The 26,924-nt window shown below is 63.9% G+C and carries 29 protein-coding genes; 15 read left to right on the top strand and 14 right to left on the bottom strand.

All coding sequences use genetic code 11. The features are described 5' to 3' along the window. Positions 1 to 18 precede the first annotated feature (18 nt). Genes aroK through pilM form a run of 5 tightly spaced genes read right to left on the bottom strand, consistent with a single transcriptional unit; the run spans position 19 to position 4,161 of the window. Positions 19 to 537, bottom strand: coding sequence for a shikimate kinase AroK (gene aroK / locus IRZ77_RS08035; protein ID WP_046613527.1), 519 nt, complete (start codon positions 535 to 537; stop codon positions 19 to 21). Between the two features lie 4 nt (positions 538 to 541). Beyond that, a complete protein-coding gene (locus IRZ77_RS08040; protein WP_108480396.1) occupies positions 542 to 1,810 on the bottom strand; it encodes a type IV pilus secretin PilQ in 1,269 nt (422 codons plus the stop codon). Continuing rightward, positions 1,734 to 2,735, bottom strand: coding sequence for a pilus assembly protein PilP (locus tag IRZ77_RS08045; RefSeq protein WP_046613726.1), 1,002 nt, complete (start codon positions 2,733 to 2,735; stop codon positions 1,734 to 1,736). The genes IRZ77_RS08040 and IRZ77_RS08045 overlap by 77 nt, the downstream gene beginning before the upstream one ends. Positions 2,736 to 2,746: 11 nt before the next feature. Then, entirely contained in the window at positions 2,747 to 3,283 is a 537-nt protein-coding gene (locus IRZ77_RS08050; protein WP_108480397.1) for a PilN domain-containing protein, read from the bottom strand. After that, complete coding sequence (gene pilM / locus IRZ77_RS08055) at positions 3,280 to 4,161, bottom strand: type IV pilus biogenesis protein PilM (RefSeq protein ID WP_108480398.1); 882 nt, start codon at positions 4,159 to 4,161, stop codon at positions 3,280 to 3,282. The genes IRZ77_RS08050 and pilM overlap by 4 nt, the downstream gene beginning before the upstream one ends. A 207-nt stretch (positions 4,162 to 4,368) precedes the next feature. Here pilM and IRZ77_RS08060 point away from each other — a divergent pair, with 207 nt between their 5' ends. After that, entirely contained in the window at positions 4,369 to 6,819 is a 2,451-nt protein-coding gene (locus IRZ77_RS08060) for a penicillin-binding protein 1A (RefSeq protein WP_371916251.1), read from the top strand. 110 nt (positions 6,820 to 6,929) lie between these two features. Here the strand turns inward: IRZ77_RS08060 and IRZ77_RS08065 are convergent, their stop codons facing one another. The 3 genes from IRZ77_RS08065 to rpmE all read right to left on the bottom strand — a co-directional run bounded on the left by IRZ77_RS08065 (position 6,930) and on the right by rpmE (position 9,415). Beyond that, complete coding sequence (locus IRZ77_RS08065) at positions 6,930 to 8,198, bottom strand: malic enzyme-like NAD(P)-binding protein (RefSeq protein ID WP_046613532.1); 1,269 nt, start codon at positions 8,196 to 8,198, stop codon at positions 6,930 to 6,932. A gap of 177 nt (positions 8,199 to 8,375) precedes the next feature. Beyond that, positions 8,376 to 9,197, bottom strand: coding sequence for a thermonuclease family protein (locus IRZ77_RS08070; RefSeq protein ID WP_196173224.1), 822 nt, complete (start codon positions 9,195 to 9,197; stop codon positions 8,376 to 8,378). Between the two features lie 2 nt (positions 9,198 to 9,199). Then, positions 9,200 to 9,415: a 50S ribosomal protein L31 gene (gene rpmE, locus IRZ77_RS08075; protein WP_046613534.1), complete on the bottom strand. Its 216-nt coding sequence runs from the start codon at positions 9,413 to 9,415 to the stop codon at positions 9,200 to 9,202. 167 nt (positions 9,416 to 9,582) lie between these two features. On the opposite strand from rpmE, the gene IRZ77_RS08080 reads away from it, so the two are divergent. The 3 genes from IRZ77_RS08080 (at position 9,583) to IRZ77_RS08090 (ending at position 14,457) form a co-directional block, all read left to right on the top strand. Then, positions 9,583 to 11,802: a primosomal protein N' gene (locus tag IRZ77_RS08080; RefSeq protein ID WP_196173226.1), complete on the top strand. Its 2,220-nt coding sequence runs from the start codon at positions 9,583 to 9,585 to the stop codon at positions 11,800 to 11,802. 218 nt (positions 11,803 to 12,020) lie between these two features. After that, on the top strand, positions 12,021 to 13,757 hold the full coding sequence (argS, locus tag IRZ77_RS08085) for an arginine--tRNA ligase (protein ID WP_046613536.1): 1,737 nt from the start codon (positions 12,021 to 12,023) through the stop codon (positions 13,755 to 13,757). Position 13,758: 1 nt separating this feature from the next. Further along, positions 13,759 to 14,457, top strand: a complete 699-nt coding sequence (locus IRZ77_RS08090) for an SPOR domain-containing protein (RefSeq protein WP_046613537.1) — start codon at positions 13,759 to 13,761, stop codon at positions 14,455 to 14,457. 124 nt (positions 14,458 to 14,581) lie between these two features. On the opposite strand, the gene IRZ77_RS08095 is transcribed toward IRZ77_RS08090, so the two are convergent. Beyond that, positions 14,582 to 14,998: an NINE protein gene (locus IRZ77_RS08095; protein WP_085602019.1), complete on the bottom strand. Its 417-nt coding sequence runs from the start codon at positions 14,996 to 14,998 to the stop codon at positions 14,582 to 14,584. Between the two features lie 166 nt (positions 14,999 to 15,164). On the opposite strand from IRZ77_RS08095, the gene IRZ77_RS08100 reads away from it, so the two are divergent. After that, entirely contained in the window at positions 15,165 to 15,800 is a 636-nt protein-coding gene (locus IRZ77_RS08100; RefSeq protein ID WP_085602018.1) for a C40 family peptidase, read from the top strand. 127 nt (positions 15,801 to 15,927) lie between these two features. Here the strand turns inward: IRZ77_RS08100 and IRZ77_RS08105 are convergent, their stop codons facing one another. Further along, on the bottom strand, positions 15,928 to 16,926 hold the full coding sequence (locus IRZ77_RS08105) for a type IV pilus twitching motility protein PilT (protein ID WP_108480277.1): 999 nt from the start codon (positions 16,924 to 16,926) through the stop codon (positions 15,928 to 15,930). A 65-nt stretch (positions 16,927 to 16,991) separates the two neighbouring features. Between IRZ77_RS08105 and IRZ77_RS08110 the strand changes: the two genes are divergently transcribed. The 9 genes from IRZ77_RS08110 (at position 16,992) to IRZ77_RS08150 (ending at position 23,561) form a co-directional block, all read left to right on the top strand. After that, a complete protein-coding gene (locus IRZ77_RS08110) occupies positions 16,992 to 17,678 on the top strand; it encodes a YggS family pyridoxal phosphate-dependent enzyme (RefSeq protein WP_108480276.1) in 687 nt (228 codons plus the stop codon). Positions 17,679 to 17,716: 38 nt separating this feature from the next. Continuing rightward, on the top strand, positions 17,717 to 18,535 hold the full coding sequence (gene proC / locus IRZ77_RS08115) for a pyrroline-5-carboxylate reductase (protein ID WP_108480275.1): 819 nt from the start codon (positions 17,717 to 17,719) through the stop codon (positions 18,533 to 18,535). 10 nt (positions 18,536 to 18,545) lie between these two features. Continuing rightward, on the top strand, positions 18,546 to 19,136 hold the full coding sequence (locus IRZ77_RS08120; protein WP_108480274.1) for a YggT family protein: 591 nt from the start codon (positions 18,546 to 18,548) through the stop codon (positions 19,134 to 19,136). Positions 19,137 to 19,235: 99 nt separating this feature from the next. Beyond that, positions 19,236 to 20,375 (top strand): homoserine O-succinyltransferase MetX, encoded by a 1,140-nt coding sequence (gene metX, locus IRZ77_RS08125; RefSeq protein ID WP_046613543.1) that lies wholly within the window; start codon positions 19,236 to 19,238, stop codon positions 20,373 to 20,375. Between the two features lie 7 nt (positions 20,376 to 20,382). Beyond that, complete coding sequence (gene metW / locus IRZ77_RS08130; protein ID WP_015272149.1) at positions 20,383 to 21,003, top strand: methionine biosynthesis protein MetW; 621 nt, start codon at positions 20,383 to 20,385, stop codon at positions 21,001 to 21,003. Between the two features lie 22 nt (positions 21,004 to 21,025). Then, positions 21,026 to 21,460 (top strand): DUF4426 domain-containing protein, encoded by a 435-nt coding sequence (locus IRZ77_RS08135; RefSeq protein WP_046613544.1) that lies wholly within the window; start codon positions 21,026 to 21,028, stop codon positions 21,458 to 21,460. Next, entirely contained in the window at positions 21,457 to 22,053 is a 597-nt protein-coding gene (gene rdgB, locus IRZ77_RS08140) for an RdgB/HAM1 family non-canonical purine NTP pyrophosphatase (RefSeq protein ID WP_046613545.1), read from the top strand. Before IRZ77_RS08135 ends, rdgB begins: the two co-directional genes overlap by 4 nt. Further along, on the top strand, positions 22,050 to 23,225 hold the full coding sequence (gene hemW / locus IRZ77_RS08145) for a radical SAM family heme chaperone HemW (protein WP_046613546.1): 1,176 nt from the start codon (positions 22,050 to 22,052) through the stop codon (positions 23,223 to 23,225). Before rdgB ends, hemW begins: the two co-directional genes overlap by 4 nt. 9 nt (positions 23,226 to 23,234) lie before the next feature. Further along, positions 23,235 to 23,561: a DUF3392 domain-containing protein gene (locus tag IRZ77_RS08150; RefSeq protein WP_003257821.1), complete on the top strand. Its 327-nt coding sequence runs from the start codon at positions 23,235 to 23,237 to the stop codon at positions 23,559 to 23,561. Positions 23,562 to 23,813: 252 nt separating this feature from the next. On the opposite strand, the gene trmB is transcribed toward IRZ77_RS08150, so the two are convergent. The 4 genes from trmB to IRZ77_RS08170 all read right to left on the bottom strand — a co-directional run bounded on the left by trmB (position 23,814) and on the right by IRZ77_RS08170 (position 26,068). Then, on the bottom strand, positions 23,814 to 24,536 hold the full coding sequence (gene trmB, locus IRZ77_RS08155) for a tRNA (guanosine(46)-N7)-methyltransferase TrmB (RefSeq protein WP_013974624.1): 723 nt from the start codon (positions 24,534 to 24,536) through the stop codon (positions 23,814 to 23,816). A 9-nt stretch (positions 24,537 to 24,545) separates the two neighbouring features. Continuing rightward, on the bottom strand, positions 24,546 to 25,340 hold the full coding sequence (locus IRZ77_RS08160) for a thiazole synthase (RefSeq protein WP_013974625.1): 795 nt from the start codon (positions 25,338 to 25,340) through the stop codon (positions 24,546 to 24,548). Between the two features lie 53 nt (positions 25,341 to 25,393). Next, complete coding sequence (gene thiS, locus IRZ77_RS08165) at positions 25,394 to 25,594, bottom strand: sulfur carrier protein ThiS (protein ID WP_003257817.1); 201 nt, start codon at positions 25,592 to 25,594, stop codon at positions 25,394 to 25,396. Between the two features lie 102 nt (positions 25,595 to 25,696). Beyond that, positions 25,697 to 26,068, bottom strand: a complete 372-nt coding sequence (locus IRZ77_RS08170; protein WP_046613548.1) for a DUF423 domain-containing protein — start codon at positions 26,066 to 26,068, stop codon at positions 25,697 to 25,699. A 64-nt stretch (positions 26,069 to 26,132) separates the two neighbouring features. Between IRZ77_RS08170 and mtgA the strand changes: the two genes are divergently transcribed. Continuing rightward, the gene (mtgA, locus tag IRZ77_RS08175) at positions 26,133 to 26,843 is read left to right on the top strand and encodes a monofunctional biosynthetic peptidoglycan transglycosylase (protein ID WP_046613549.1); all 711 of its coding nucleotides are present in this window, start codon (positions 26,133 to 26,135) and stop codon (positions 26,841 to 26,843) included. Positions 26,844 to 26,924 lie beyond the last annotated feature (81 nt).

Consider the following 26,924-nt stretch of genomic DNA (forward strand, 5'->3'; position numbering starts at 1 on the left):
GCCGAGAATAGTCCCGGGCTAACGGGGCGGCAACTGCTGCAAGCGCTCGAGAATATCGATCACCACCATGCGTGGCGGCCGCTCGTCGGTTTCCACCACCAGGTCGGCGATCTCACGATAAAGCGGGTCACGGGTTTCCAGCAGGGCGCGCAACGTCGCCTCGGGGTTGGCGGTGCGCAGCAGGGGGCGATTACGATCGCGCGCGGTGCGGCCAACCTGCTGTTCCACAGAAGCATGCAGATAGATCACCCGGCCACCCTTGTGCAGGGCCTGGCGGTTGGCTTCGCGCATTACCGCGCCACCGCCGGTCGCCAGGACCACGCCGTCGAGTGCGCACAGCTCGGCGATCATCGCCTGCTCACGGTCACGGAAACCCGGCTCGCCTTCCTTGTCGAAAATCCACGGGATGTTGGCACCGCATCGCAGTTCGATTTCCTTGTCGGAATCCTTGAACAGCAAGCGCAGCTCTTTGGCCAATAGGCGTCCGATGGTGCTTTTACCAGCGCCCATGGGTCCCACAAGTATCAAATTTCGCACAGAATCAACGACTCACAGCAATCGCCTGGTCACTCATGATACGCGGAGTCAGGAAGACCAGCAGCTCGGATTTTTTCTCTTGTAATGCATCGCGTCGAAACAGCCGCCCAACATACGGCAGATCGCCGAAAAATGGCACCTTGTCGACCACATTGTTTTGCGAAGTCGAGTACACGCCACCGATAACGATCGTTTCACCGTCCACCACGCGAACCTTGGCATTGACCTCGTTCTTGCGGATCGGTGGTACGTTGTTCAAGGCATTGACGTAATCCGGCTCGTCCTTGGTCACCCTGACGGTCATGATTACCTTGTTGTCCGGGGTGATCTGCGGGGTCACCTCCAGCGACAGCGAGGCTTCGCGGAACGCTACCGAGGTTGCGCCGCTTTTGCTGGTTTCCTGGTACGGCACCTCGGTACCCTTGAGAATCCTGGCCGTTTCCTTGTCAGCCGTGACCACCTTGGGCTGCGAAATGATTTCGCCGTTGCCGCTCTTTTCCATGGCACTGAGTTCCAGGTCGAGCAGCACGTCGCCACGCAGCACGCCCAGGCCGATACTGCCGCCCACCCGCTCCACCCCGAGATCGACGAACAGGCCCTTGCCCGGCCGAGGGTCCTCAATGTAAAGCGGCCCACCCCAGCGCACCCCCAGGCTTTTTTCGTAATCGACATTGGCTTCGACGATACGCGCCTCGATCGCTACCTGGCGCACCGGCACATCCAGTTGCTCCACCAGTTGCCTCAGCTCGGCAAGGCGGTCGGCCGGCTGGTGCACCACCAGCGTGTTGGTGCGCTCATCGACACTGAGGCTGCCCCGACCGGTGAGGATGCCGTCATCCGCCAGGCTCGCCAGCAGCAGCTCCGCAAGTTCGGCGGCCTTGGCGTGATGGATGGGCAACAGCTCTCGGCGCAACGGCTGCAACCGCGCATCCAGCGCCTGACCCACACGGGCATCGACAGACTGCGCGGCGAACTCGGCCGCAGGCGCCACAAGCAGCACATTACCCTCCTGGCGCCGGGCCAGGCCCTTGCTGCGCAGCACCAGGTCCAGCGCCTGGTCCCATGGCACATCCTGCAAGCGCAAGGTGACGCTACCCTGCACGGCATCGCTGGCGACCAGGTTTACCCCGGCATAGTCAGCCAGCACCTGCAGCACCGAGCGCACTTCCACATCCTGGAAGTTCAGCGAAAGAGGCTCACCCTGGTAGGGCGTCGCCGACGCCAGCGGGACCGGCAGCAGGGCTGCCAGCATCCATTTCATCAATGTTTTCATCGTCGTCCGGGGCCTCCGTGCCCAAGTGCTTTGCGAGCGTGATGAACGCCGTACGTTCATGCCACTCCCCTGCGATGAACAGCCGTTCGAGTACTTCGACCTGGGCTTGATCAACCCTCGCCACCACCCCCTGGTCACGCCCGACTCGGTCCCCAGGGCGCACGCGATAGAGTCTGCCAGCAGCCACCAGCAGTGCTTCGTGTTCCGCCCCACGCGACAGGCTGCCGACCATCTCCAGTTGCGCCAAAGGCACGCCGGCCAACCCGCTGACCGTCAATCGCTTCGCCCCAGGCGCAAACGGGTCGACTGGCGGCGCTGCCATCACGCCCCTGGCTGGCATGCGCGCATACATCGCAGGCTCCGGCACTGGCGCCAGCGCCTGAAAGGCATCAACCCGCAACTGCAGGCGCAGCAGGCCAGGCTTGCCATCTACTGCAGCCAGCTGCAGGTCACCACTGCGTAGCACACGCGCCTGGCCCAGCCAGTCGCCCAGCCACTGACGCAGGGCCGCGTAACGCCCCACCACCTGAAGCTCCAGCGGCACCTTGCGAAAGCCGGCCTGCTGTTCGTCTTCATGTACATCGAAGCGCTCGATGAGCAAGCCGTGCGCATGGCCCGACGCCGCCAGGCGCTCGAGCAGGTCACTCATGCCCTCCCCGGCTGCCAGGTGCCAGTACGCCTCCCGCAAGCGTCGCTCGGCAACGGCCACAGACGCGTGGAGTTGCTCCAGCTCGGCCAGCTGCACCTCGCCGGCTGAATGCTGCTCGTGCAACTCGGCATGCCGAGCCTCCTCCCGCGCCTGCTGCTGCAGTGCTGCAGGGAGAAGTATGGCGCAGCCCAGGCCGAACAACGCCAAGGCCACCAGCACGGGCGCCAGCTGCCTGAAGCGGCTGGAGCGCTCGGCCACGGCCAACCAGCCGAGCACCTGCGCAGCATTCACGACCAGAACGCCGAAACGCGCGCACCCAGCAGGAATTCATCGCCGCCCGGCAGGCTCCTGATGCGCTTGAGCTCCAGACCGACCAGCGCGCCGGAGCGGCTCAGGTCACGCATGAACTGCGCGACCACGGCGCCCGAGGTGGCCAGCCCGGTCATCTGCAGGTTGCCGTCTTCCAGGCTGAGGTCGAGCAATTGCACACCCACTGGCAACGCCCGCTCGAGGTCAGCGAACACCCCGGCCAGCACATCCTGGTGGGCACGCAGGCCCTCCAGCGCCACCGCACGTGCCAGTAGCGCCTCGTGCTGCGCACGCACATCGGCCAGCGGCTGCAATTGTTCGCCCAACACCTCAAGTGCTGCCTGGTGTCGGGTATTGGCCAGCGCCTGCTGCTGCCCGCGCTGGCGGGCCAGCTGGTCGACCAGCGTCACGCCACACAGGGCCAGCAGCGCTCCGGCGACCAGCTGCCTTCGAAAAGACCGCAACGCGGCCTGGCGTTGCCGTTCGCGCCAAGGCAGAAGATTCAGCCGCATCATCGGCGCAACCCTCCCAGAGCCAGGGCGCACGCCAGGATCATCGCGCCATCGACATGTTCCAGGCGCGCCAGATCGGGTACCAGGCGACACGGCAGGTTCAACCGAGAGCCGAGGCTCTGCAACTGCCCCGGTTCGATAGGGGAACGGCTGGCAATCAACAGGCAATCGGGCAAAGGCTCACTGGCGAGCAAGGCCAGCAGGCGCTCCGGCAGCGCTCCCGCTATCGTCGACAGGCCCAGGCTCAGCTCACGCCGCTGCTGAGGCCGGCCCGACTGCCAGCCATGAAGGGTGGTGCTTTGCGCCTCGATACGCAGCAGCGCCGAGCGCTGCTGCCTGTCCAGTGGCAGCATGCGCCCCAAGGCAATGCTGTCGACCTCCACGGCCTCCAGTTGCAACCCGGCCTCCTCGATGATGCTTTCAAGTGGCGCCAGTGCACTCTGCCGGCACGCAGCTACCATCACCTCAGCGCAGCCTGGCTCGACGCTAGAGCCTCCCAGAACCTGAAAATCCAGGGCCAGGTCTTCCAGCGGAAATGGAAACAGCCGTTCGGCGTCAGCCAGCAACTGCGCCTCCATTTCTGGCCCACCCTGTTCCACCGGCAGATGGCACACTTTGCAGATCACCTGGTTGCCCGGCAGTGCCAGCGCGACCCTGCGCTGCCTGAGGCCGCTGCGTCGGTAGGCCCGCCTCAAGGCAGCCGCCACGGCGCCAGGTTCTGCCACCCAATCACTGCCAGCCGGTGATTCGAACGGTTCTTGTACCGAGGCAAGCACCCGGCAGCGCCGGTTACGCCGCTGCAATTGCACAATCCGAACGGAGTCAGGGGCAATTTCCACCCCCAAGAGTGAACCGGCATCCTTGCCGAAGCGTCCTAGCATCGTGGCATCCTTGTTGTCTGTCGCCGCCGTCTGTCGCGACTACCTGCCCCAACCCCGCGACAACACTAGGCCGCGCCGCCCCATCGAGGCGACGGGCAGCCTGGCCGGTAACCCGGAGAGGCGAAAAAATGCTTATAATGCCCAGCGTTTTTTGGTCCGCCGGACCTGCGTGCAATCCACTCCCAACCTGGACACCGAAAAGCCTTGATACGTCTGCTGAAGTTCTTCTGGTGGTCTTCCGTCGCAGTCATCTGCGCGCTCGTACTCGGTGTGAGCGGTGCGTTTCTGTATCTTAGCCCCAGCCTGCCCTCGGTCGAATCGCTCAGAAGCATCCAGTTGCAGATCCCCCTCAGGGTGTACAGCAGCGACGGCAAGCTGATTGCCGAGTTTGGCGAAATGCGTCGCTCGCCGATCCGCTTTGCGGAAATTCCCCCACAATTCATACAGGCGCTTCTGTCAGCCGAGGACGACAATTTCCTCAACCACTACGGTGTCGACCCCAGCAGCCTGATGCGCGCCGCAACCCAGCTGGTGAAAACCGGCCACATCCAGACCGGCGGCAGCACCATCACCATGCAGGTGGCGAAGAACTTCTTCCTCACCAGCGAGCGCAGCTTCTCGCGCAAGACCAACGAAATTCTGCTGGCGCTGCAGATCGAACGTGAGCTGACCAAGGACGAGATCCTCGAGCTGTACGTGAACAAGATCTACCTGGGCAACCGCGCGTACGGTATCGATGCCGCTGCGCAGGTGTACTACGGCAAGTCGATCCGCGACGTGAGCCTGGCGCAGATGGCGATGATCGCCGGCCTGCCCAAGGCACCCTCTCGCTTCAACCCGCTGGCCAACCCGGTGCGCGCCAAGGAGCGCCGCGACTGGATCCTCGGCCGCATGTACAAGCTTGGCAAGATCGACGAAGCCAGCTACCAGGCAGCCCTGGCCGAGCCGCTCAACGCCAGCTACCACGTGCCCACGCCTGAAGTGAATGCGCCTTACATCGCCGAAATGGCCCGCGCCGAAATGGTCGGGCGCTACGGCAGCGACGCCTACACCGAAGGCTTCCGTGTCACCACCACGGTGCCCAGCGACATGCAGGAAATGGCCAACAAGGCCATCCTCAACGGCCTCTCCGACTACGATGAGCGCCACGGCTACCGCGGCCCCGAAGCACGCTTCCCTGGGCGCACCCAGGCGGCCTGGCTGCAGGAACTGGGCAAGCAGCGCAGCCTTGGCGGCCTGGAGCCGGCCATCGTCACCCAGGTCGAAAAAACCGGCCTCAAGGTGCTGACCCGCAGCGGCCAGGAAGAGCTGGTGGCCTGGGACACCATGAAATGGGCACGCCCGTTCATCAATAGCAACTCCCAGGGCCGTGCGCCGCAGTCGCCGGCAGACGTGGCCCAGGTCGGTGACCTGGTGCGCCTGCAGCGCCTTGAGGATGGCAAGTTCAAGTTCAGCCAGGTGCCTGGCGCGCAGAGCGCGCTGGTCACCCTCGACCCTTACAACGGCGCCATCCGCGCCCTGGTCGGCGGCTTCTCGTTCGAGCAGAGCAACTACAACCGCGCCATGCAGGCCAAGCGGCAGCCGGGCTCGAGCTTCAAACCGTTCATCTACAGCGCCGCCCTGGACAGTGGCTACACCGCATCCAGCCTGGTCAACGATGCACCGATCGTCTTCGTCGACGAGTACCTGGACAAGGTCTGGCGACCGAAGAACGACACCAACACCTTCCTCGGCCCGATCCGCATGCGCGAAGCGCTGTACAAGTCGCGCAACCTGGTGTCGATCCGCCTGCTGCAGGCCATGGGCGTGGACCGCACCATCGACTACATCGCCAAGTTCGGTTTCAACAAGCAGGACCTGCCACGCAACCTGTCGCTGGCACTGGGCACCGCCACCCTGACCCCGATGGAAATCGCCACTGGCTGGAGCACCTTTGCCAACGGCGGCTACAAGATCACACCGTACCTGATCGAGCGCATCGAAAGCCGCAGCGGCGAGACGCTGTTTACCGCCAACCCGGCCCGCGTACCACAAGGTGCAGAGGACCAGGCGGGTGTGGCCGCGCCCGAACAGCCGATCAGCACCGCCGCCATGCCGGGCGAGGCACCCGCCGCCTTCGGCCAGGTGGCGCCTGCACCGCAGGCGCCGGCTGTGGCCGAGCAGATAGTCGACGGGCGTACCACCTACATCCTCACCAGCATGCTGCAGGACGTGATCAAGCGCGGTACCGGCCGCCGGGCGCTGGCCTTGGGCCGCACCGATCTGGCAGGCAAGACCGGTACCACCAACGAATCCAAGGACGCCTGGTTCTCCGGCTACAACGCCGACTACGTGACCACCGTCTGGGTCGGTTTCGACCAGCCCGAAACCCTTGGGCGCCGCGAGTACGGCGGCACGGCGGCACTGCCGATCTGGATGAGCTTCATGGGCGCGGCGCTCAAGGACAAGCCTGCGCATGCGCCAGCAGAGCCGGAAGGCATCCTCAGCCTGCGCGTCGACCCGGTCAGCGGCCGTGCCGCTTCGCCGAGCACGCCGAATGCCTACTTCGAGCTGTTCAAGGCCGAGGATTCGCCGCCGTCGGTGGACGAACTGGGCACTGGCGCAGCACCGGGCAGCCCGTTGCCGGCGGATGAAGCGGCGCCGATGGATCTGTTCTGAAGCACAGCGGTTAACGCCGCCCCCTACAAGGGACGGCATCATCAGTGCAGCGTGTAAACAAAAAGCCCCGGCTCATACGAGCCGGGGCTTTTTGTGTCGCCAGGCAGCAATCAGCCTTTGAACACGTCATCCACGCTGGTCAGCGGGTAGTGCTTCGGATACGGCAGGGTAGCCACGCCGGATTCGATGGCGGCCTTGGCCACCGCGTCGGAAACGACGGTGATCAGGCGAGCGTCCAGCGGCTTCGGAATGATGTACTCACGGCCGAACTCCAGGCCTTCCACGCCGTAGGCCTCGCAGACTTCCTTCGGCACTGGCAGCTTGGCCAGGTCTTTCAGGGCGATGGCGGCGGCGATCTTCATTTCTTCGTTGATGCGCTTGGCGCGAACGTCCAGGGCACCACGGAAGATGAACGGGAAGCCCAGTACGTTGTTGACCTGGTTCGGGTAGTCGGAACGACCGGTAGCCATGATCACGTCGCTGCGAGTGGCGTGCGCCAGCTCAGGCGAGATTTCCGGGTCCGGGTTCGAGCAGGCGAACACGATCGGGTTGGCAGCCATCGACTTCAGGCCTTCGGCGCTCAGCAGGTTCGGGCCGGACAGGCCTACGAACACGTCGGCACCGTCGAGGGCGTCAGCCAGGGTGCGCTTGTCGGTTGCGTGGGCGAACTGCGCCTTGTACTGGTTCAGGTCGTCACGGCCAGCGTGAATCACACCGCTGCGGTCGATCATGTAGATGTTCTCGACCTTGGCGCCCATGCTCACCAGGAGCTTCATGCAGGAGATCGCGGCAGCGCCGGCACCCAGGCAGACGATCTTGGCGTCTTCCAGCTTCTTGCCGGCGATTTCCAGGGCGTTGATCATGCCGGCAGCGGTCACGATGGCAGTACCGTGCTGGTCATCGTGGAATACCGGGATGTCGCACTGTTCGATCAGGGTGCGCTCGATTTCGAAGCACTCAGGCGCCTTGATGTCTTCGAGGTTGATGCCACCGAAGGTGATCGAGATGCGGCGAACGGTGTCGATGAAAGCCTGTGGGCTTTCCGATTCCACTTCGATGTCGAACACGTCGATACCAGCGAAACGCTTGAACAGAACACCCTTGCCTTCCATGACAGGCTTGGAAGCCAGTGGGCCAAGGTCACCCAGACCGAGGATGGCGGTGCCGTCGGAAATCACCGCAACCAGGTTGCCTTTGCCGGTGTATTTGTAAGCCAGCTCTGGATCACGGCCGATTTCACGCACGGGCTCAGCAACACCTGGGCTGTAGGCGAGGGCGAGATCACGGGCGGTGGCGGTGGGCTTGGAGAGCTCGACGCTCAGTTTCCCCGGACGAGGTTGAGCGTGATATTCGAGAGCGGCGGTTTTCAGGTCTGACATGGTGGGCATTCCGCTATTTACTGTTCTGACGGACCGCCGAGGATACGCAAAGAGCCGGGGAGCCACAAGACTGGTCGGTCACTTGTGTCAAGGCCTTTAGCCTACGACTTTACGCTATAACCCACGGGGCATACGCCTCACAGTGTGTACAATTTAATAGCGAAATGTCTACATCTTTTAGCCTGAAATGCGCTCCAACATGCCCGGATCGGTCAACGGCAACAGCCAGCGTCGCTGCCCGGGCTTCAGGCCGCCCTTACGGGAACGATCCAGCACCCAGCCACGCGCCTCGACCTGGCGCCCCTTGAGGTTATCGAAGAAGCTGGCGGGGAAGTTGCGCTGCAGACGAGCGGGAACCTGCAGCACCACGGCCCCGTCCAGGTTCAGCCAGACCCCGCCACGGTTGCGCTCCACGCCTTCGATGCGGCCCGCAATGATCGCGAAACCCGACTGCCTCACATCCCCGGCACGCACCACAGGCGAACGACGCCACAGCCCGGAGCCAGCCTTGCGCGCAGCCTGCTCGGCAAGCTGCTGGCAAGCGCTGAGGCGCACATTTGGGGCAACCGCGACGCGATAGCCCAAACCCTCGCTGAGCAACTGTGCCTCGATATTGTCGCCATTGCGGCCGTAGATATGCGCCAGCGTGCGGCCGTATTTGTCCTTGGACTGGACGCCCGGCTCCAGCACGACACGCCCGTCGCTGGCCTTGACCAAGGCCTGCAAACGTTGCCTGGCGAACTCGGCATAGGGCTCGCTGTTGCGCCCGTTGCGGCCGATTTCCGGGGCGTTGATACCGATCAGTCGCACGCTGCGGCCATCGACTAGACGCAAGGTATCGCCATCCACCACCTGCCGTACCGCCACCCACTGTGGGCTGTCCGGCAGCGGGCAGAACGCCAGGGCCGGGAAATGCCAGATGACGCCCATAAAAAAGGCGCCCACAAGGGGCGCCTTTTTTTGCAGCAATGCGAAACCCGAGGGGCTCGCCATGCGCATGATTACTTCTTGGTACCGAACATACCGAAGCGATCGGCGAACTTCTGTACGCGACCACCGGTGTCCAGGACTTTCTGCTTACCGGTGTAGAACGGGTGGCACAGGTTGCAAACGTCGATCGACAGGGTGCTGCCCAGGGTCGAACGGGTTTCAAACTTGTTGCCGCAGCTGCAGGTGACTGCAACTACTTCGTAGTTCGGATGAATATCTGCTTTCATGGTCACTTCCTCGAGCTGCGTGCCGCCACCCAACACCAATTGTTGAATACCGCACGTAATTAGGCGGCGAATAATACCAGAGCATCACGCCAACGCAAGTTGTCGCTTGCACCGACCGTCGTCTGCTAGGCTCGCCAGTCTTTGAAACGCCCTCCGAGACTTTTCGCGTGTCCGACGTCATCCTGCGCCTTGCCCTGCCCTCCCCGCTGCGTCGCCTGTTCGACTACAAGGTGCCGGCAAGCATGGCGCGCCAAGCCTTGACCCCGGGCATGCGCATTCGCGTGCCATTCGGCCGCCGCGAAATGATCGGCGTGCTGGTGGAGGTGTGCGAGCAAAGCGAAGTGCCCGCCGACAAGCTCAAGCCGGCCAGCGCCCTGCTCGACCCGGTGTCGCCGATCCCGCCGTCGCTGTTCAGGTTGTGCCTGTGGACCGCCCAGTACTACCAGCACAGCCTGGGTGACACCCTGAGCTGGGCCTTGCCGACCCTGCTGCGCCAGGGCGAACCCGCCGAGATGCGTCAGGAGCGCTTCTGGCACGTCGCCCCCGACGCCCGCCTGGAAGACCCTCGCATCGCCCGCGCACCGCGCCAGCGCGATGCCCTCAAGACCCTGGCCCAGCACCCGCACGGCGTGGCCCACAGCCTGCTGGCCAAGCTCAACCTGAACAAGGACAGCCTCGACCTGCTGCTGGCCAAGGACCTGGTACAGATCGAGGTCCGCCGCCACCTGCCGGCGCTGCGCCACGAACACTGGCTGGCACAGCCGGAACTACCGCTCAACGAAGAGCAACGCGACGCCTTCGACGCCGTGCGCGAAGGCTTTGGCGGCTTCGGCGCCTTCCTGTTGGCCGGTGTCACCGGCAGCGGCAAGACCGAGGTGTACCTGCAACTGATCCGCGAAACACTGGAGGCGGGCAAGCAGGCCCTGGTGCTGATCCCGGAGATCAACCTCGGCCCTCAGACCCTGGCCCGCTTCGAGCAACGCTTCAACGCCCGCATCGCCCTGCTTCATTCGGCGGTGAACGACCGCGAACGCCTGGATGCCTGGCTGGCAGCCCGGGACGGCGAGGCAGACATCATCATCGGTACCCGCTCGGCGCTGTTCACGCCGATGAAGAACCCCGGCCTGATCATCATCGACGAGGAGCACGACGGCTCCTATAAACAGCAGGAAGGCCTGCGCTACCACGCCCGCGACCTGGCGTTGGTGCGTGCCCATCAGGAAAACGTCCCGATCCTGCTCGGTTCTGCCACGCCATCACTGGAAACCCTGCACAACGCGCTGACCGGCCGCTACCGCCTGCTGCGCATGAACCAGCGCGCTGGCGGCGCCCGCCCGCCGCGGATGCTGCGTCTGGATGTGAAGAGCCTGCCACTGGACAGCGGCATCAGCGGCCCACTGCAGCAGGCCATCCGCCAAACCCTGGAGGCAGGCCAGCAAGTGCTGGTTTTCCTCAACCGCCGCGGTTTCGCCCCGACCTTGCTGTGCCACGACTGCGGCTGGCTGTCCGAATGCCCGCGCTGCGATGCGCGCATGACCGTACACCAGCGCTCCGGCGTGCTGCGCTGCCACCATTGCGGCTATGACGAGCGCCTGCCGCAGCAGTGCCCGCAGTGCAACCACGTTGACCTCCGCCCGGTCGGCGCCGGCACCGAGCGCGCCGAGGAACGCCTGAAAGTGCTGTTCCCTGATTACCCGATCCTGCGTGTGGACCGCGACAGCACGGCACGCAAGGACGCCATGCACAACCTGTTCAGCACCATCCAGCGCGGCCAGCCGAGCATCCTCGTCGGCACCCAGATGCTCGCCAAGGGCCATCACTTCCCGCGGGTGACCCTGGTGGCTATCCTCGATGCCGATGGCGGGCTGTTCTCCGGCGATTTCCGCGCCAGCGAACGCATGGCGCAGCTGATCGTGCAGGTTGCCGGGCGGGCCGGGCGGGCCGAGGATCCCGGCAAGGTCATCATCCAGACCCACCTGGCCGACCATCCACTGCTGGTGCAGCTTACCGAGCAGGGTTACTTCGCCTTCGCCGAACAGGCCCTGGACGAGCGCCGCGCCGCCGGGCTGCCGCCTTACTCACACCTGGCACTGCTGCGCGCCGAAGCGCACAAGCCCGGGCAGGCCGAAGCTTTCCTCGACGAGGCCTGCGCCGCCGCTGAGCGCCTGGTGGCCGAACAGCGCCTGCCTGGCATCGAGCTGCTGGGGCCGGTGCCAGCACCGATGGAGCGTCGCGCCGGGCGCTTCCGGGCGCAACTGTTGATACAGGCCAATACCCGGGCGCCTTTGCATCGACTGATCAGCTCCTGGTTGCTAGTGTTGGAGCAGATGCCGAGCGGGCGCCAGGTGCGTTGGTCGCTGGATGTCGACCCTGTAGACCTGTACTGAATCGACCGGCCTAATCGCCGGCAAGCGAGCTCCCACACGTTGCGCGCGCTCTTCTGCGGGAACTGGCTTGCCGGCGATGAGGCCCTCGAACACAACATGGAACCCTTGATGGTTGCACCCCAAAGGTTGGCAACCCGCCCCCGGCCACGGATAATGCCCAGTTTTTCCACCTGCGCATCCAAGCGCTCCACCGCGCTTGCGGTCGAAAAGAGATCCCCATGAAAGACACCATTCGCCAGCTGATCCAGCAAGCCCTCACCCAACTCGTCACCGACGGTGTGCTGCCTGAAGGGCTGTCGCCGGCGATCCAGGTGGAAAACGCCCGGGACAAGACTCACGGCGACTTCGCCAGCAACATCGCCATGATGCTGGCCAAGCCGGCCGGCATGAAGCCGCGCGACCTGGCCGAGAAACTGATCAATGCCCTGCCGGCCAGCGCCGACATCAGCAAGGTCGAGATCGCCGGCCCCGGCTTCCTCAACTTCTTCCAGAACACCGACGCCCTGGCCAACCGCCTGGATGCCGCACTGGCCGACGCCCACCTGGGCGCGCGCAAGGCCGGCCCTGCGCAAAAGGTCGTGATCGACATGTCGGCACCCAACCTGGCCAAGGAGATGCACGTCGGCCACCTGCGTTCGACCATCATCGGTGACAGCGTGGCGCGCGTGCTGGAGTTTCTCGGCGATGAGGTGATCCGCCAGAACCACGTGGGCGACTGGGGCACCCAGTTCGGCATGCTGCTGGCCTACCTGGAAGAAAACCCGATCACCAGCGACGAACTGTCCGACCTGGAAAACTTCTACCGCGCCGCCAAGAAGCGCTTCGACGAATCCGAAGAGTTCGCCACCCGCGCCCGCGGTCTGGTGGTCAAACTGCAGGCCGGCGACCCGGACTGCATGGCCCTGTGGACGCGCTTCAAGGACATTTCGCTGTCGCACTGCCAGAAGACCTACGAACTGCTCAACGTCAAGCTGACCATGGCCGACGTGATGGGTGAAAGCGCCTACAACGATGACCTGGCCAACGTGGTCGCCGACCTCAAGGCCAAGGGCTTGCTGGTCGAAGACCAGGGCGCACAGTGCGTGTTCCTCGACGAGTTCAAGAACAGCGAAGGCGAACCTTTGCCGGTTATCGTGCAGAAGGCCGACGGCGGCTACCTGTACGCCACCACCGACCTGGCCGCCGTGCGCTATCGCAGCAACGTGCTAAAGGCAGACCGCGCCCTGTACTTCGTCGACCAGCGCCAGGCCCTGCACTTCAACCAAGTGTTCGAAGTTGCACGCCGCGCAGGCTTCGTCGGCCACCCGATGCAGATGGAGCACATGGGCTTCGGCACCATGAACGGCGCCGATGGCCGCCCGTTCAAGACCCGTGACGGCGGCACCGTGAAGCTGATCGACCTGCTCACCGAGGCCAAGGAGCGCGCCTACGCGCTGGTCAAGGAAAAGAACCCGAGCCTGGCCGATGACGAACTGCGACACATCGGCGAAGTGGTGGGCATTGGCGCGGTTAAGTACGCCGACTTGTCCAAGCACCGCACCAGCGACTACAGCTTCAACTTCGAGCTGATGCTCAACTTCGAAGGCAACACCGCGCCTTACCTTCTGTATGCCTACACCCGCGTGGCTGGCGTATTCCGCAAACTGGGCAAGGGCTTCGATGAAGTCGACGGCAACATCGTGCTGCAGGCTGCCCATGAGCAGGACCTGGCCGCGCGCCTGGCGCAGTTTGGCGAAATCCTCAACAACGTCGCCGACAAGGGCACACCACACGTACTGTGCAGCTACCTGTACGACCTGGCCGGCCTGTTCTCCAGCTTCTACGAGAACTGCCCGATTCTTGCCGCCGAAACCCCGCAGCAGCAGCAGAGCCGCCTGCGCCTGGCGGCCCTGACCGGTCGCACCCTCAAGCAAGGTCTGGAACTGCTCGGTCTGGAAACCCTGGAGCGCATGTAAGTTGGCTGCCAAGAAAAAACCTGCACCCAAACGCGGCGCCAGCCGCCAGACGGCACCGGCCAAGCAGCCGATCCCCGGTTGGGTATGGCTGGCGGTAGGCCTGACCGTAGGCGCCTTCATCGTGTTCCTGATGAAACTCGAGCCCGGTGGCGAAGACATCAAGCGCACCAAACCCGAGCAGCAGAAGGCGGAAAAAGTGGCCGAAGCCGGCAAACCGGCGCAGACCACCCCGCAGCAGCCGGTGAAGCCGAAGTACGACTTCTACACGTTGCTGCCGGAGTCCGAGGTGATCGTGCCGCCGGAGGCCGTGCCAGAGAAGACGCCACCCGTCCCGGCCCAGCCGGTGACCCCGGTGACGCCGGCCGAAGCGGCGAAGATCGACACGGCGCGAGCTCAGGCTGCGCTTATGGGCCAGACCCCGCCACCGGCACCACCGGTGATCAAGCCGGCGGCAACAACCCAGTTCTTCCTGCAGGCCGGTTCGTTCCGCAAGCAGGCTGATGCCGACAAGGTACGCGCGCAGATCATCCTGCTGGGCCAGTCGGTGAAGGTGGAGTCGGGCACGGTCAAGGACGAAACCTGGTACCGCGTGCTGGTGGGCCCGTTCAGCAACCGCGAGCAGCTGACCGGGGCGCAGAAGCAGCTGGCCGGGGCAGGTTTCAGCAACCTGCTGCTGCAACAGCGGCAGACCCGTCAGTAAAAAAAAGCCTTGCCGCTTCGGTGCGACAAGGCTTTTTCATAGGCGCTTCCGGCCTCTTCGCGGGTGAACCCGCTCCCACAGGGCTCTATGGTGCCTGTAGGAGCGGGTTCACCCGCGAATAATTTCAGCGCCCCGCATTCCGCTCGGAAACCTGGCTGTTCAGCGTCCAGAAGTCATACAGCACCCCCACAAGGAACAGCCCGCCGGTAAAGAAGTAGATGATCGCGGTGATCCACTTGCCCTGATACAGCCGGTGCAGCCCAAACACCCCCAGGAAGGTCAGCAGGATCCAGGCGATGTTGTAGTCAATGCGCCCGGACTGGAACCTGAGGTCGGCTTCACGGTCCATGGACGGGATCAGGAACAGGTCGATCAACCAGCCGATGCCCAGCAAGCCAAGGGTGAAGAACCAGATGGTGCCGGTTACTGGCTTGCCGTAATAGAAACGATGCGACCCGGTAAAGCCGAAAATCCATAGCAGGTAGCCAATGGTCTTGCTGTGGGTGTCGTGAAACGGCGCCCCTTGTTGATAACTGTTCATTCATAGCCCCCGTGGGTTATCCGAAAATTTTCTAAGAAAAAATGTGACTTTCTTGTCGCAGGCCGACGTACGGCACCTGGACAATCGACCAACGGATCAAAGATTGATCAAAAAGCTGTTATAAAGTTGCGCGCCCAACACATAACTATTCATAAGAGCTTCATCTATGCCGCCTTTACTCAAGACATGGCTGACCCTCTGCCTATTATTGCCCCTGGCCGCCCACGCCACCAATCGTGAGCAACGTCTTCCCAATGGTTTTACCGGCTACACCACCAATGCCTCGGTAAGACATGCACCGGTCAAGCAGACCGCGCTGCGCACCCGCCCAAGCAATGTCGCCAGCAGCCGCAGCGTGCCCGGTGTGCCGGTCGCCGCCATGTCGCCGAAGCAGAGCAGCGACGTGCTCAGCCGTGCGGTGAATGTGCTCGGTACCCCTTATGTCTGGGGCGGCAGCAGCCCGAAGAAAGGCTTCGACTGCAGCGGGCTGGTCAAATACGCCTTCAACGACGTCGCCGACGTCGACCTGCCGCGCACCTCCAATGCCATGGCTCAGGGCCACGGCGTCAAGGTGGCAAAGAGTGACCTGAAGCCAGGTGACCTGATCTTCTTCAACATCAAGAGCCGCCGGGTGAACCACGTTGCCATCTACCTGGGCAACGACCGCTTCATCCATGCTCCACGCCGTGGCAAGCGGGTAAGCATCGATACCTTGAGCAAGCCCTACTGGCAGAAGCATTACGTGGTGGCCAAGCGAGTGCTGCCGAAAGAACAGCAGCAGCTGAACCTGGCCAAGCGCTGATCTGATCAGCCCTCTCCTGTATCGGCCTCTTCGCGGGCACGCCCGCTCCCACAGGTACCGCGTCGCTCTCGCGGGCAGCGCCATACCTGTGGGAGCGGGCGTGCCCGCGAAGGGGCCGGTACCGCCACTACAAGTCTTCGATCAGCCCTCGCTCCCTCAGCCCCCGCATTGCCCCTTCCATCGTCCGCATCCCGTCCGCACCACCCGCCTGCATCACCGAACACAACTGCGCCATCCGCCCTTCCCGAACCAGGTTACGCACCGCTGGCGTTACCACCAGCACTTCCCGCGCAGCAACTCGACCACCGCCCGCACGCCTGACCAGCACCTGCGCCACCACCAGGCGCAACGACTCGGCCAGCATCACCCGCACCAGTGGCTTCTCTTCTGCAGCGAACACCTCCACCAACCGGTCAATGCTGTTGACCGCCGAACGCGTATGCACGGTCGCCAACACCAGGTGCCCGGTCTCGGCCGCACGCAAGGCCAGGCGAATGGTTTCCAGGTCGCGCAGCTCACCGATCATGATCACATCCGGATCCTGGCGCAGGGCACTGCGCAGCCCCTGGGCGAACCCACCGCAATGGCGGCCGACCTCACGCTGGTTGACCAGGCTGCGCTGGCTGCTGTGGATAACCTCGACAGGGTCTTCGAGGGTGATGATATGCAGAGCCCGATCGCGGTTCAGTTGGTCGAGCAGTGTCGCCAAGGTGCTGGACTTGCCGCTCCCGGTCGGCCCACCAACGAGGATCAAGCCATCGCTGCACTGCGCAACAGCTTGAAACACATCCCCCAGGTCGAGTTCATCGAGTGTGGCGATATGCCCCGGAATCAGGCGAAAGGTGGCCGCAGGGCCATGCAACTGGCGAAACAGATTCAGCCGAAAGCGCCCCAGCATCGGCAGTTCCAGCGCAAGGTCCAGCTCATCACCCTGGGCCCACTGTCGGCGCTGGCCCTCATCCAGCATGGGCGCCATGCCCTCGGTCAAGGCAGCCGGGCCCAAGGTCGGCAGTGCCATGCGCTGCAGCTCGCCATCCAGGCGCAACATCGGTATCTGGCCCGCCGCCAAGTGCAGGTCGGAAGCCCCCGCATCCACGGCCCGGGCCAACAGTTCGGTCACATCCATGAGACTCCCCAAAGGCCTTCAAGTAGGTAGAATGCCGCAACCCCCACAGCCGCCGGCATCAGTCCATGTCCACCCTAGCAGACAACCTTTCCGCTATTTCCGCCCGAATCGCCAGCGCTGCCCAGGCTGCCGGGCGTGATCCGGCCAGCGTCCAGTTGCTGGCCGTGAGCAAGACCAAGCCAGCCAGCGCCATCCGCGAGATCCACGCCGCCGGTGTGTGCGATTTCGGGGAAAACTACCTACAGGAAGCGCTGACAAAGCAGCAGGCTCTCAGCGACCTACCCTTGATCTGGCACTTCATCGGCCCCATTCAGTCGAACAAGACCAAAGCCATTGCCGAGCATTTCGATTGGGTACATTCCGTGGACCGCCTGAAAATCGCCCAGCGCCTGTCGGAGCAGCGCCCGGCCGGGCTGGCGCCACTGAACATCTGCCTGCAGGTGAACGTCAGCGGCGAAGACAGCAAGTCCGGCTGCGCACCCGCCGACCTGCCGACCTTGGCCAAGACGGTAGCAGCACTGCCCAACCTGCGCCTGCGCGGGCTGATGGCCATCCCGGAACCTACCGATGACCGCGCCGCCCAGGAAGCCGCCTTCGCCACCCTGCGCCAGTTGCAGGAAGGCTTGGGCCTTGGCCTGGACACCCTGTCCATGGGCATGAGCCACGACCTGGAAGCGGCCATCGCACAGGGTGCGACCTGGGTGCGTATCGGTACCGCCCTGTTCGGTGCCCGCGACTACGGGCAGCCCTGATTCCATGCTTTACTCACTCTTTCCCACAAGGACCTGACATGAGCAAGACTCGTATTGCCTTTATCGGCGCCGGCAACATGGCCGCCAGCCTGATCGGTGGTCTGCGTGCCCAGGGCCTGGACGCCTCGCAGATCCGCGCCAGCGACCCGGGCGCCGAGACCCGCAGCCGCATCCAGGCCGAGCACGGCATCGAAACCTTCGAGAGCAACGCCCAGGCCATCGACGGCGCCGACGTCATCGTCCTGGCGGTCAAACCGCAGGTCATGAAAGCCGTGTGCCAGACCCTGCAACCGAACCTGCAGGATGGCCAGCTGATCGTTTCCATCGCCGCCGGCATCACCTGCGCCAGCCTGCAAAGCTGGGTCGGCGCTCGCCCGGTGGTGCGCTGCATGCCCAACACCCCGGCACTGCTGCGCCAGGGCGTAAGCGGCCTGTACGCCACCGCGGAAGTATCCAGCGAACAACGCCAGCAGGCCGAGCAACTGCTGTCGGCCGTGGGGACCGCCCTGTGGCTGGAGCAGGAGCAGCAACTGGACGCCGTGACTGCCGTTTCTGGCAGCGGCCCGGCATACTTCTTCCTGCTGATCGAAGCAATGACCGCGGCAGGCGAAAAGCTTGGTCTGCCACGTGAAACCGCCTCCCAGCTGACCCTGCAGACAGCCCTGGGCGCCGCACGCATGGCGGTTGCCAGCGATGTCGATGCCGCCGAACTGCGCCGGCGTGTCACATCGCCTGCCGGCACCACCGAAGCGGCGATCAAGTCGTTCCAGACCAGCGGCTTCGAAGCCATTGTCGAACAGGCGCTGCAGGCTGCGGCTACGCGTTCCGCCGAGCTGGCCGAACAACTGGGCAAATAAGGAGCCTTAGATGAATGCACTGTCCGGCGCCGCGATCTTCGTGGTGCAAACCCTGGTCAGCCTGTATCTGGTGATCGTCCTGCTGCGCTTCGTCCTGCAGCTGGTCAAGGCCAACTTCTACAACCCGCTGTGCCAGTTCGCCGTGCGTGCCACGCAGCCGCTGCTCAAGCCGATTCGCCGGTTCATCCCCAGCGTCGGTGGGCTGGATACCTCTTCGCTGCTGTTGTCGGTGGTCATCCAGGCGCTGCTGATGGCATTCGTGCTGATGGTGACCTACGGCACCTTCGGTGACATCCTGCACCTGCTGATGTGGGCCATCATCGGTATCACCTCACTGTTCCTGAAGATTTTCTGGGTAGCGATGATCGTCATGGTGATCGTGTCCTGGGTTGCTCCCAACAGCCACAACCCGGCAGCCGAACTGGCCTACCAGATCAGCGAACCAGTGCTGGCACCGTTCCGCCGCATCGTGCCCAACCTGGGCGGCATGGACATCTCGCCGATCTTCGCCTTCCTCGCGATCCAGGTGATTCAGTCGTTCGTAATGCCGCCGCTGGCCGCCTACGCCGGCATGCCACAAGAGCTGTGGCGGATGATCTGAGCCTCACCTGACCCTGGTTGCTTCCAGCGGCAAGCCTCTGCTTGCCGCTGGGGGTAGCGCTCTTTAGACTTACGCCTCCGTCAAGCGTGAGCAGGGTCGATGTCCACTGTCTTTCCCGAAGATTCCGTCGGTCTGGTAGTACCGCAAACCGCCCGGTTCGATGAACCGCTGGCACTGGCCTGTGGCCGCTCCCTGGCCAGTTACGAACTGGTCTACGAGACCTATGGCACCCTGAACGCCAGCGCGAGCAACGCCGTGCTGATCTGCCATGCCCTTTCCGGCCACCACCATGCCGCTGGCTACCATGCCGCCACGGACCGCAAGCCGGGCTGGTGGGACAGCTGCATCGGCCCTGGCAAGCCGATCGACACCAACCGCTTCTTCGTGGTCAGCCTGAACAACCTGGGCGGCTGCAACGGCAGCACCGGCCCCAGCAGCGTCAACCCGGCCACCGGCAAACCCTATGGCGCCGACTTCCCGGTGCTGACCGTGGAAGACTGGGTGCACAGCCAGGTGCGCCTGGCCGAGCGCCTGGGCATCCAGCAGTGGGCTGCCGTGGTCGGAGGCAGCCTGGGTGGCATGCAGGCACTGCAGTGGACCATCAGCTACCCCGAACGCGTGCGCCATTGCGTCGACATCGCCTCGGCGCCCAAGCTGTCGGCACAGAACATCGCCTTCAACGAAGTGGCACGCCAGGCCATCCTCACCGACCCCGAATTCCACGGTGGTTCGTTCCAGGACCAGGGCGTGATCCCCAAGCGCGGCCTGATGCTGGCGCGCATGGTCGGCCACATCACCTACCTGTCGGACGACTCGATGGGGGAGAAATTCGGCCGTGAGCTGAAGAGCGACAAGCTCAACTACGACTTCCACAGCGTCGAATTCCAGGTCGAGAGCTACCTGCGCTACCAGGGCGAGGAGTTTTCCGGGCGCTTCGACGCGAACACCTACCTGCTGATGACCAAGGCGCTGGACTACTTCGACCCCGCCGCCGCCCAGGGCGGTGACCTGGCGGCCACCCTGGCCCACGTCAAGGCGGATTACTGCATCATGTCGTTCACCACCGACTGGCGCTTCTCCCCGGCCCGTTCGCGCGAGATCGTCGACGCCCTGATGGCCGCGCGCAAGAACGTCTGCTATCTGGAGATCGACTCGCCTTACGGGCACGACGCCTTCCTGATCCCCACGCCTCGCTACATGCAGGGTTTCTCGAACTACATGAACCGCATTGCCATCTGAGGACAGCATGAGAGCCGATCTGGAAATCATCCACGACTGGATCCCCGCCGGCAGCCGGGTACTCGACCTGGGCTGCGGCAGCGGCGAACTGCTGGCCTCGCTGCGCGACCGCAAGCAGGTCACCGGCTATGGCCTGGAGATCGACGCCGACAACATCGCCGCCTGCGTGGCCAAGGGCGTCAACGTCATCGAGCAGGACCTGGACAAGGGCCTGGGCAACTTCGCCAGCAACAGTTTCGATGTGGTGATCATGACCCAGGCCCTGCAGGCCGTGGAGTACCCTGACCGCATCCTCGACGAGATGCTGCGCGTGGGCCGCCAGTGCATCATCACCTTCCCCAACTTCGGCCACTGGCGTTGCCGCTGGTACCTGGCGACCAAAGGCCGCATGCCGGTTTCGGACTTCATGCCGTACACCTGGTACAACACGCCGAACATCCACTTCTGCACCTTCGCCGACTTCGAGGAACTGTGCCACGAGCGCCGCGCAAAGGTGCTCGACCGCCTGGCCGTGGACCACTTGCACCGCAACGGGTGGGGTGGCCGGCTTTGGCCTAATCTTCTAGGTGAGATCGGCATCTACCGCGTCAGCAGCCCGGGCCTGCAAGAACATCAGCTCGCGGTCTGACGCCCACCGGAGGAATCACCCCATGCGTCGCCTAGCCCTGTTCCTGATCAGCCTGTGCCTGGCCCTGCCGGTACTGGCTGCCGATGCTGCCCGCCCCGAGCGCAAGGAAGTGTTTGGCGACGTGACGGTGCACTACAGCGCGTTCACCTCGAGCATGCTGACACCGGAGGTGGCCGCAGCCACCGGCCTGGTACGCAGCAAGAACCAGGGCGTACTCAACATCGCCGTGCTCAAGGCCAACAAGCCCGCCACGGCTGTGGTCAGCGGCACGGTCAAGGACCTGACCGGGCGCAGCAGCCCATTGTCGTTCAAGCAGATCACCGAACAGGGCGCGGTTTACTACATCGCCCAGTTCAAGATCGACCAGGCAGAGACCGTCACCTTCGACCTGAATATCGAAACCGGCGGCATCAGCAACTCCCTCAGCTTCAACCAGGAAGTGTTCCCAGGCGAATGATGAATTTCCAGCAACTCGTATTGGCCAGCCATAACGCCGGCAAACTCAAGGAACTCCAGGCCATGCTCGGCGCGTCCGTGCAGCTGCGCTCGATCGGCGAGTTCAGCCAGGTCGAGCCGGAAGAGACCGGCCTGTCGTTCGTCGAGAACGCCATCCTCAAGGCGCGCAACGCTGCTCGCATTTCCGGTCTGCCGGCCTTGGCCGATGATTCGGGCCTGGCGGTGGACTTCCTCGGCGGCGCGCCAGGCATCTACTCGGCGCGCTATGCCGACGGCAAGGGTGACGCGGCGAACAACGCCAAGCTGCTTGAAGCACTGAAAGACGTGCCTGAAGCCGAGCGCGGCGCACAGTTCGTTTGCGTCCTGGCACTGGTGCGCCACGCCGACGATCCGCTGCCGATCCTGTGCGAAGGCCTGTGGCACGGGCGCATCATGTTCGAGGCCAGTGGCGAGCACGGGTTTGGCTACGACCCGCTGTTCTGGGTACCGGAGCGCAACTGCTCCAGCGCCGACCTGGCCCCTGTGGACAAGAACCAGCTCAGCCACCGCGCCCGCGCCATGGCCCTGCTGCGCCAACGCCTGGGCCTGGCATGATCGAAACGCTGTCCACCCCCGGCGCGGCAAGTTTCACCAGCCTGCCGCCGCTGGCGCTGTACATCCACATCCCGTGGTGCGTACGCAAATGCCCTTACTGCGACTTCAACTCTCACGCTGCCGGGCCTGAACTGCCGGAGGATGCCTACGTCGCCGCCCTGCTGACCGACCTCGACCAGGAACTGGCCGCCGTGCAAGGACGGCCGATCAGCTCGATCTTCTTCGGCGGCGGGACCCCGAGCCTGTTCAGTGCCGACGCCCTTGGCCGGTTGCTGCGTGGCGTGGAACAACGTATCCCGTTTGCGCCGGACATCGAAATCACCCTGGAGGCCAATCCGGGCACGTTCGAGCAGGACAAGTTCAAGGCCTACCGGCAAACCGGCATCAATCGTCTTTCCATTGGTGTGCAAAGTTTCCAGCCAGCCAAACTGCAGGCGCTGGGGCGTATCCACAATGGCGATGAAGCGGTCCGCGCCGCCGGCATGGCGCGCGCCGCCGGCTTCGACAACTTCAACATGGACCTGATGCACGGCCTGCCCGACCAGTCGCTCGACGATGCGTTGGGTGACCTGCGCCAGGCCATAGACCTGGGGCCGACGCACCTGTCGTGGTACCAGCTGACCGTGGAGCCGAACACGGTGTTCTGGAACCAGCCACCCGAGTTGCCCGAGGACGACATCCTCTGGGACATCCAGGAGGCCGGCCAGGCACTGATGGCCGAGCACGGCTTCCGCCAGTACGAGGTCTCGGCCTATGCCCAGGCTGGGCGCGCTGCCCGGCACAACCTCAACTACTGGCGCTTTGGCGACTTTATCGGCATCGGCGCCGGTGCCCACGGCAAGCTGACCTTCGCCGACGGGCGTATCCTGCGCACCTGGAAAACCCGCCTGCCCAAGGATTACCTGAATCTGGCCAAGCCGTTCAAGGCCGGCGAAAAGCAGCTCCCAGTCGAAGAACTGCCGTTCGAGTTCCTGATGAACGCCCTGCGCCTGACCGATGGGGTGGAAGCCGAACTGTTCACCCAACGCACCGGTTTGCCGCTGGCGCAACTGCATGAGGCACGCCGCGCGGCCGAACAAAAGGGCCTTTTGCAGGTCGAACCGGATCGACTAGTGGCCACGCCAAGGGGCCAGTTGTTCCTCAATGACCTGCTGCAGTATTTCTTGACCTAAGGATGACCCATGGATCTGGTACTTGATTTGCTCGCGACGGTTTCTCGCTGGAGCCGCAGCAACCTGTCGGAGATTTCACTGGCCTTGGTAGGCTGCCTGCTGGTGCTGTTCGGCACCGATATCAAGGGCTGGGTGGAACAGCGCCTGGGCGGCCTGGCGGGCGCCCTGCGCGTACCGTTCATGGCCTTGCTGGTTATGATCGGCAGCGGTGCGGCGCTGATCTATGCAACGCCTTGGGTGGTGAAAGGGCTGAGCCAGTTCAACAACTATGCGCTGGCGCCGGTGTTGCTGGTGGTACTGGTGCTGATCGGGGTGGTGGCGGATCGACGGGGCTGAGCCACGGCCTTGCAGGAGCAACTGTCTTGCTCAAAATTTAAATGCGCATGCGGTCACTGTGGGAGCGGGCATGCCCGCAAACACCGGCGAAGCCGGTGCCATCCACCGCGTCGCCTGTTTCGCGGGCACGCCCGCTCCCACAGAAGTCCCGAACGCTCTTGAGCACAGTCATAAAAAAACCGCCCTTCTCAAGGCGGTTTTTTTCGCCTGCATTTCTGCAGGCATCAGCATATTGAAAGGCCGATCAGCCGATCAATCCACCTTCTCAAACTTCAAATCCCAAACCCCATGGCCCAACCGCTCGCCGCGGCGTTCGAACTTGGTGATCGGGCGCTCTTCCGGCCGTGGCACGTAGGTACCGTCGGCCGCACGGTTGCGATAGCCCGGGGCAGCGCTCATCACTTCCAGCATGTACTCGGCATATGGCTCCCAGTCGGTGGCCATGTGGAACACGCCACCGGGCTTGAGCTTGCGTCGTACCAGCTCGGCGAACTCCAGCTGGACGATGCGGCGCTTGTGGTGGCGCGCCTTGTGCCATGGGTCGGGGAAGAACAGCATCAGGCGGTCGAGGCTGTTGTCAGCCACGCAGCGGTTCAGCACTTCGATGGCATCGCAGTCATAAACCCGCAGGTTCTTCAGGCCTTGGGTCAGCACACCGTTGAGCAGCGCGCCAACACCCGGGCGGTGTACTTCCACACCGATGAAGTCCTGCTCAGGCGCGGCAGCAGCCATTTCCAGCAGGGAATGGCCCATGCCGAAGCCGATCTCCAGGGTGCGCGGCGCCGAACGGCCGAACACCTGGTCGTAGTCCACCGGGCTGTCGGCCAGCGGCAGGATGTACAGCGGGCCGCCCTGCTCCAGGCCACGTTGCTGGCCTTCGGTCATGCGCCCGGCGCGCATCACGAAACTCTTGATGCGGCGGTGCGGGCGGGCTTCGCCGTCGGGGGTGATCGGCGTATCGTGCGATTCAGTCATCAGGGGCTCTTACTTGATCAGACCATCCAGCGGCGAAGAGGCGCTGGCATAGAGTTTCTTCGGCATACGGCCGGCCAGGTAGGCCATGCGACCGGCAACGATGGCGTGCTTCATGGCCTCGGCCATCAGCACCGGCTGCTGGGCGTGGGCGATGGCCGAGTTCATCAGCACCGCTTCGCAGCCCATTTCCATGGCGATGGTGGCGTCGGACGCGGTACCCACGCCAGCATCGACCAGCACCGGCACCTTGGATTCCTCCAGGATGATCTGCAGGTTGTAGGGGTTGCAGATACCCAGGCCGGTACCGATCAGGCCAGCCAGCGGCATGACCGCAATGCAGCCGGCTTCGGCCAGCTGGCGGGCGATGATCGGATCGTCGCTGGTGTAGACCATCACATCGAAACCATCCTTGACCAACACTTCGGCGGCCTTGAGGGTTTCGATCACATTGGGAAACAGGGTTTTCTGGTCGGCCAGCACTTCCAGCTTGACCAGGTTGTGGCCATCCAGCAGTTCGCGGGCCAGACGGCAGGTGCGCACGGCTTCGACCGCGTCGTAGCAGCCAGCGGTGTTCGGCAGGATGGTGTAGCGGTCCGGTGGCAGCACATCGAGCAGGTTCGGCTCGCCCGGATTCTGGCCGATATTGGTGCGGCGCACGGCAACGGTGACGATCTCGGCACCCGAGGCTTCGATAGCCAGGCGGGTTTCTTCCATGTCACGGTACTTGCCGGTACCGACCAGCAGGCGCGACTGGAAAGTACGCCCGGCCAGGGTGAAGGGCTTGTCGCTACGAACGTTGCTCATGGTTGTTCCTCGGGAAAAGGTTGCTGGGCTTGCAGGTGAATCGCCGGCCGGAATCAGCCGCCACCGATGGCGTGGACCACTTCGACCTGGTCGCCATCATTCAACAGCGTGCTGTCGTGCTGGCTACGCGGCACGATATCCAGGTTCAGTTCCACCGCGACGCGGCGCCCGGTCAGCTCCAGGCGGGCCAGCAGGGCCGCGACGCTTTCGCCAGCGGGCAATTCGTAAGGTTCACCGTTCAGTTGAATGCGCATGCGCACGGCCACCATTGTTCTTTGGGGCCCGCATTCTAGCGCCGAACCGCCCCGCAACCCAAGGGCGCTGCACGCCATTAGTCGCGATTGTGGACCACTCGGTCAACCGAGCCGCCAGGCTGCCAGGCCCAAGCACAGCCAGCCGGCGAGGAAGCACAGGCCACCAATCGGAGTGATGATGCCCAGCTTGCCCAGGCCGCTGAGGGTCAGCAAGTACAGGCTACCGGAGAACAGCACTATCCCCACGGAAAACAGGCCGCCAGCCCAGCCGACCAGCCGCCCTGGCAGGTGCACCGAGAGAACGGCGACAGCAAAGATGGCCAAGGCATGTACCAACTGGTAGGTCACACCAGTCTGGAAGATCGCCAGATAATCGGCCGTGAGCCGGCTTTTCAGGCCGTGGGCGGCAAATGCACCCAAGGCGACACCGGTGAAGCCGAAAAAGGCGGCAAGCATCAGGAAGCTGCGAAGCATGGGACGACTCCTTGGATCGGGTCTGTATAATGGCCCCTTCCACCCGTACGGCCAAGCCATCGCCATGCTGCCAACCCTTCTCCGCCGCCTCTCCCGCGCCCTGCTCTGGTTCGCTGCCGGCAGCATCGTGCTGGTGCTGGTGTTCCGCTGGGTGCCACCACCCGGTACGGCGCTGATGGTCGAGCGCAAGGTGCAGTCCTGGGTGAATGGCGAGCCGATCGACCTGCAGCGCGACTGGGAGCCGTGGGAGAATATCTCCGATGACCTCAAGGTCGCGGTCATTGCTGGCGAGGACCAGAAGTTCGCCAACCACTGGGGGTTCGACATCCCGGCCATCCAGGCGGCGCTGGCCTACAACGAGCGCGGCGGCAGCATTCGCGGTGCCAGCACCCTGACCCAGCAGGTGGCCAAGAACCTGTTCCTGTGGTCCGGGCGCAGCTGGTTCCGCAAAGGGCTGGAGGCCTGGTTCACCGCGTTGATCGAGCTGTTCTGGTCGAAGGAGCGGATTCTCGAGGTCTACCTGAACAGTGCCGAATGGGGCAAAGGGGTGTTTGGCGCCCAGGCGGCAGCGCGCTACCACTTTGGCGTCGATGCTAGCAGGCTTAGCCGCCAGCAGGCGGCGCAGCTCGCGGCGGTGCTGCCGAGCCCGATCAAGTGGAGCGCCAGCCGGCCGAGTGCCTACGTAGCCAGCCGGGCCAGCTGGATTCGCCGGCAGATGAGCCAGTTGGGCGGGCCCAGCTACCTGATGCAGCTCGACACTTCGCGCAAGCTTTGAGCCTTATGGGGCTGCTGCGCAGCCCATCGCGACACAAGGCTGCTCCTACAGGGGATCGCAGTCTCTTGTAGGAGCGGCCTT

The sequence above is a fragment of the Pseudomonas pudica genome, assembly GCF_015680405.1.
Classification (GTDB): domain Bacteria; phylum Pseudomonadota; class Gammaproteobacteria; order Pseudomonadales; family Pseudomonadaceae; genus Aquipseudomonas; species Aquipseudomonas pudica.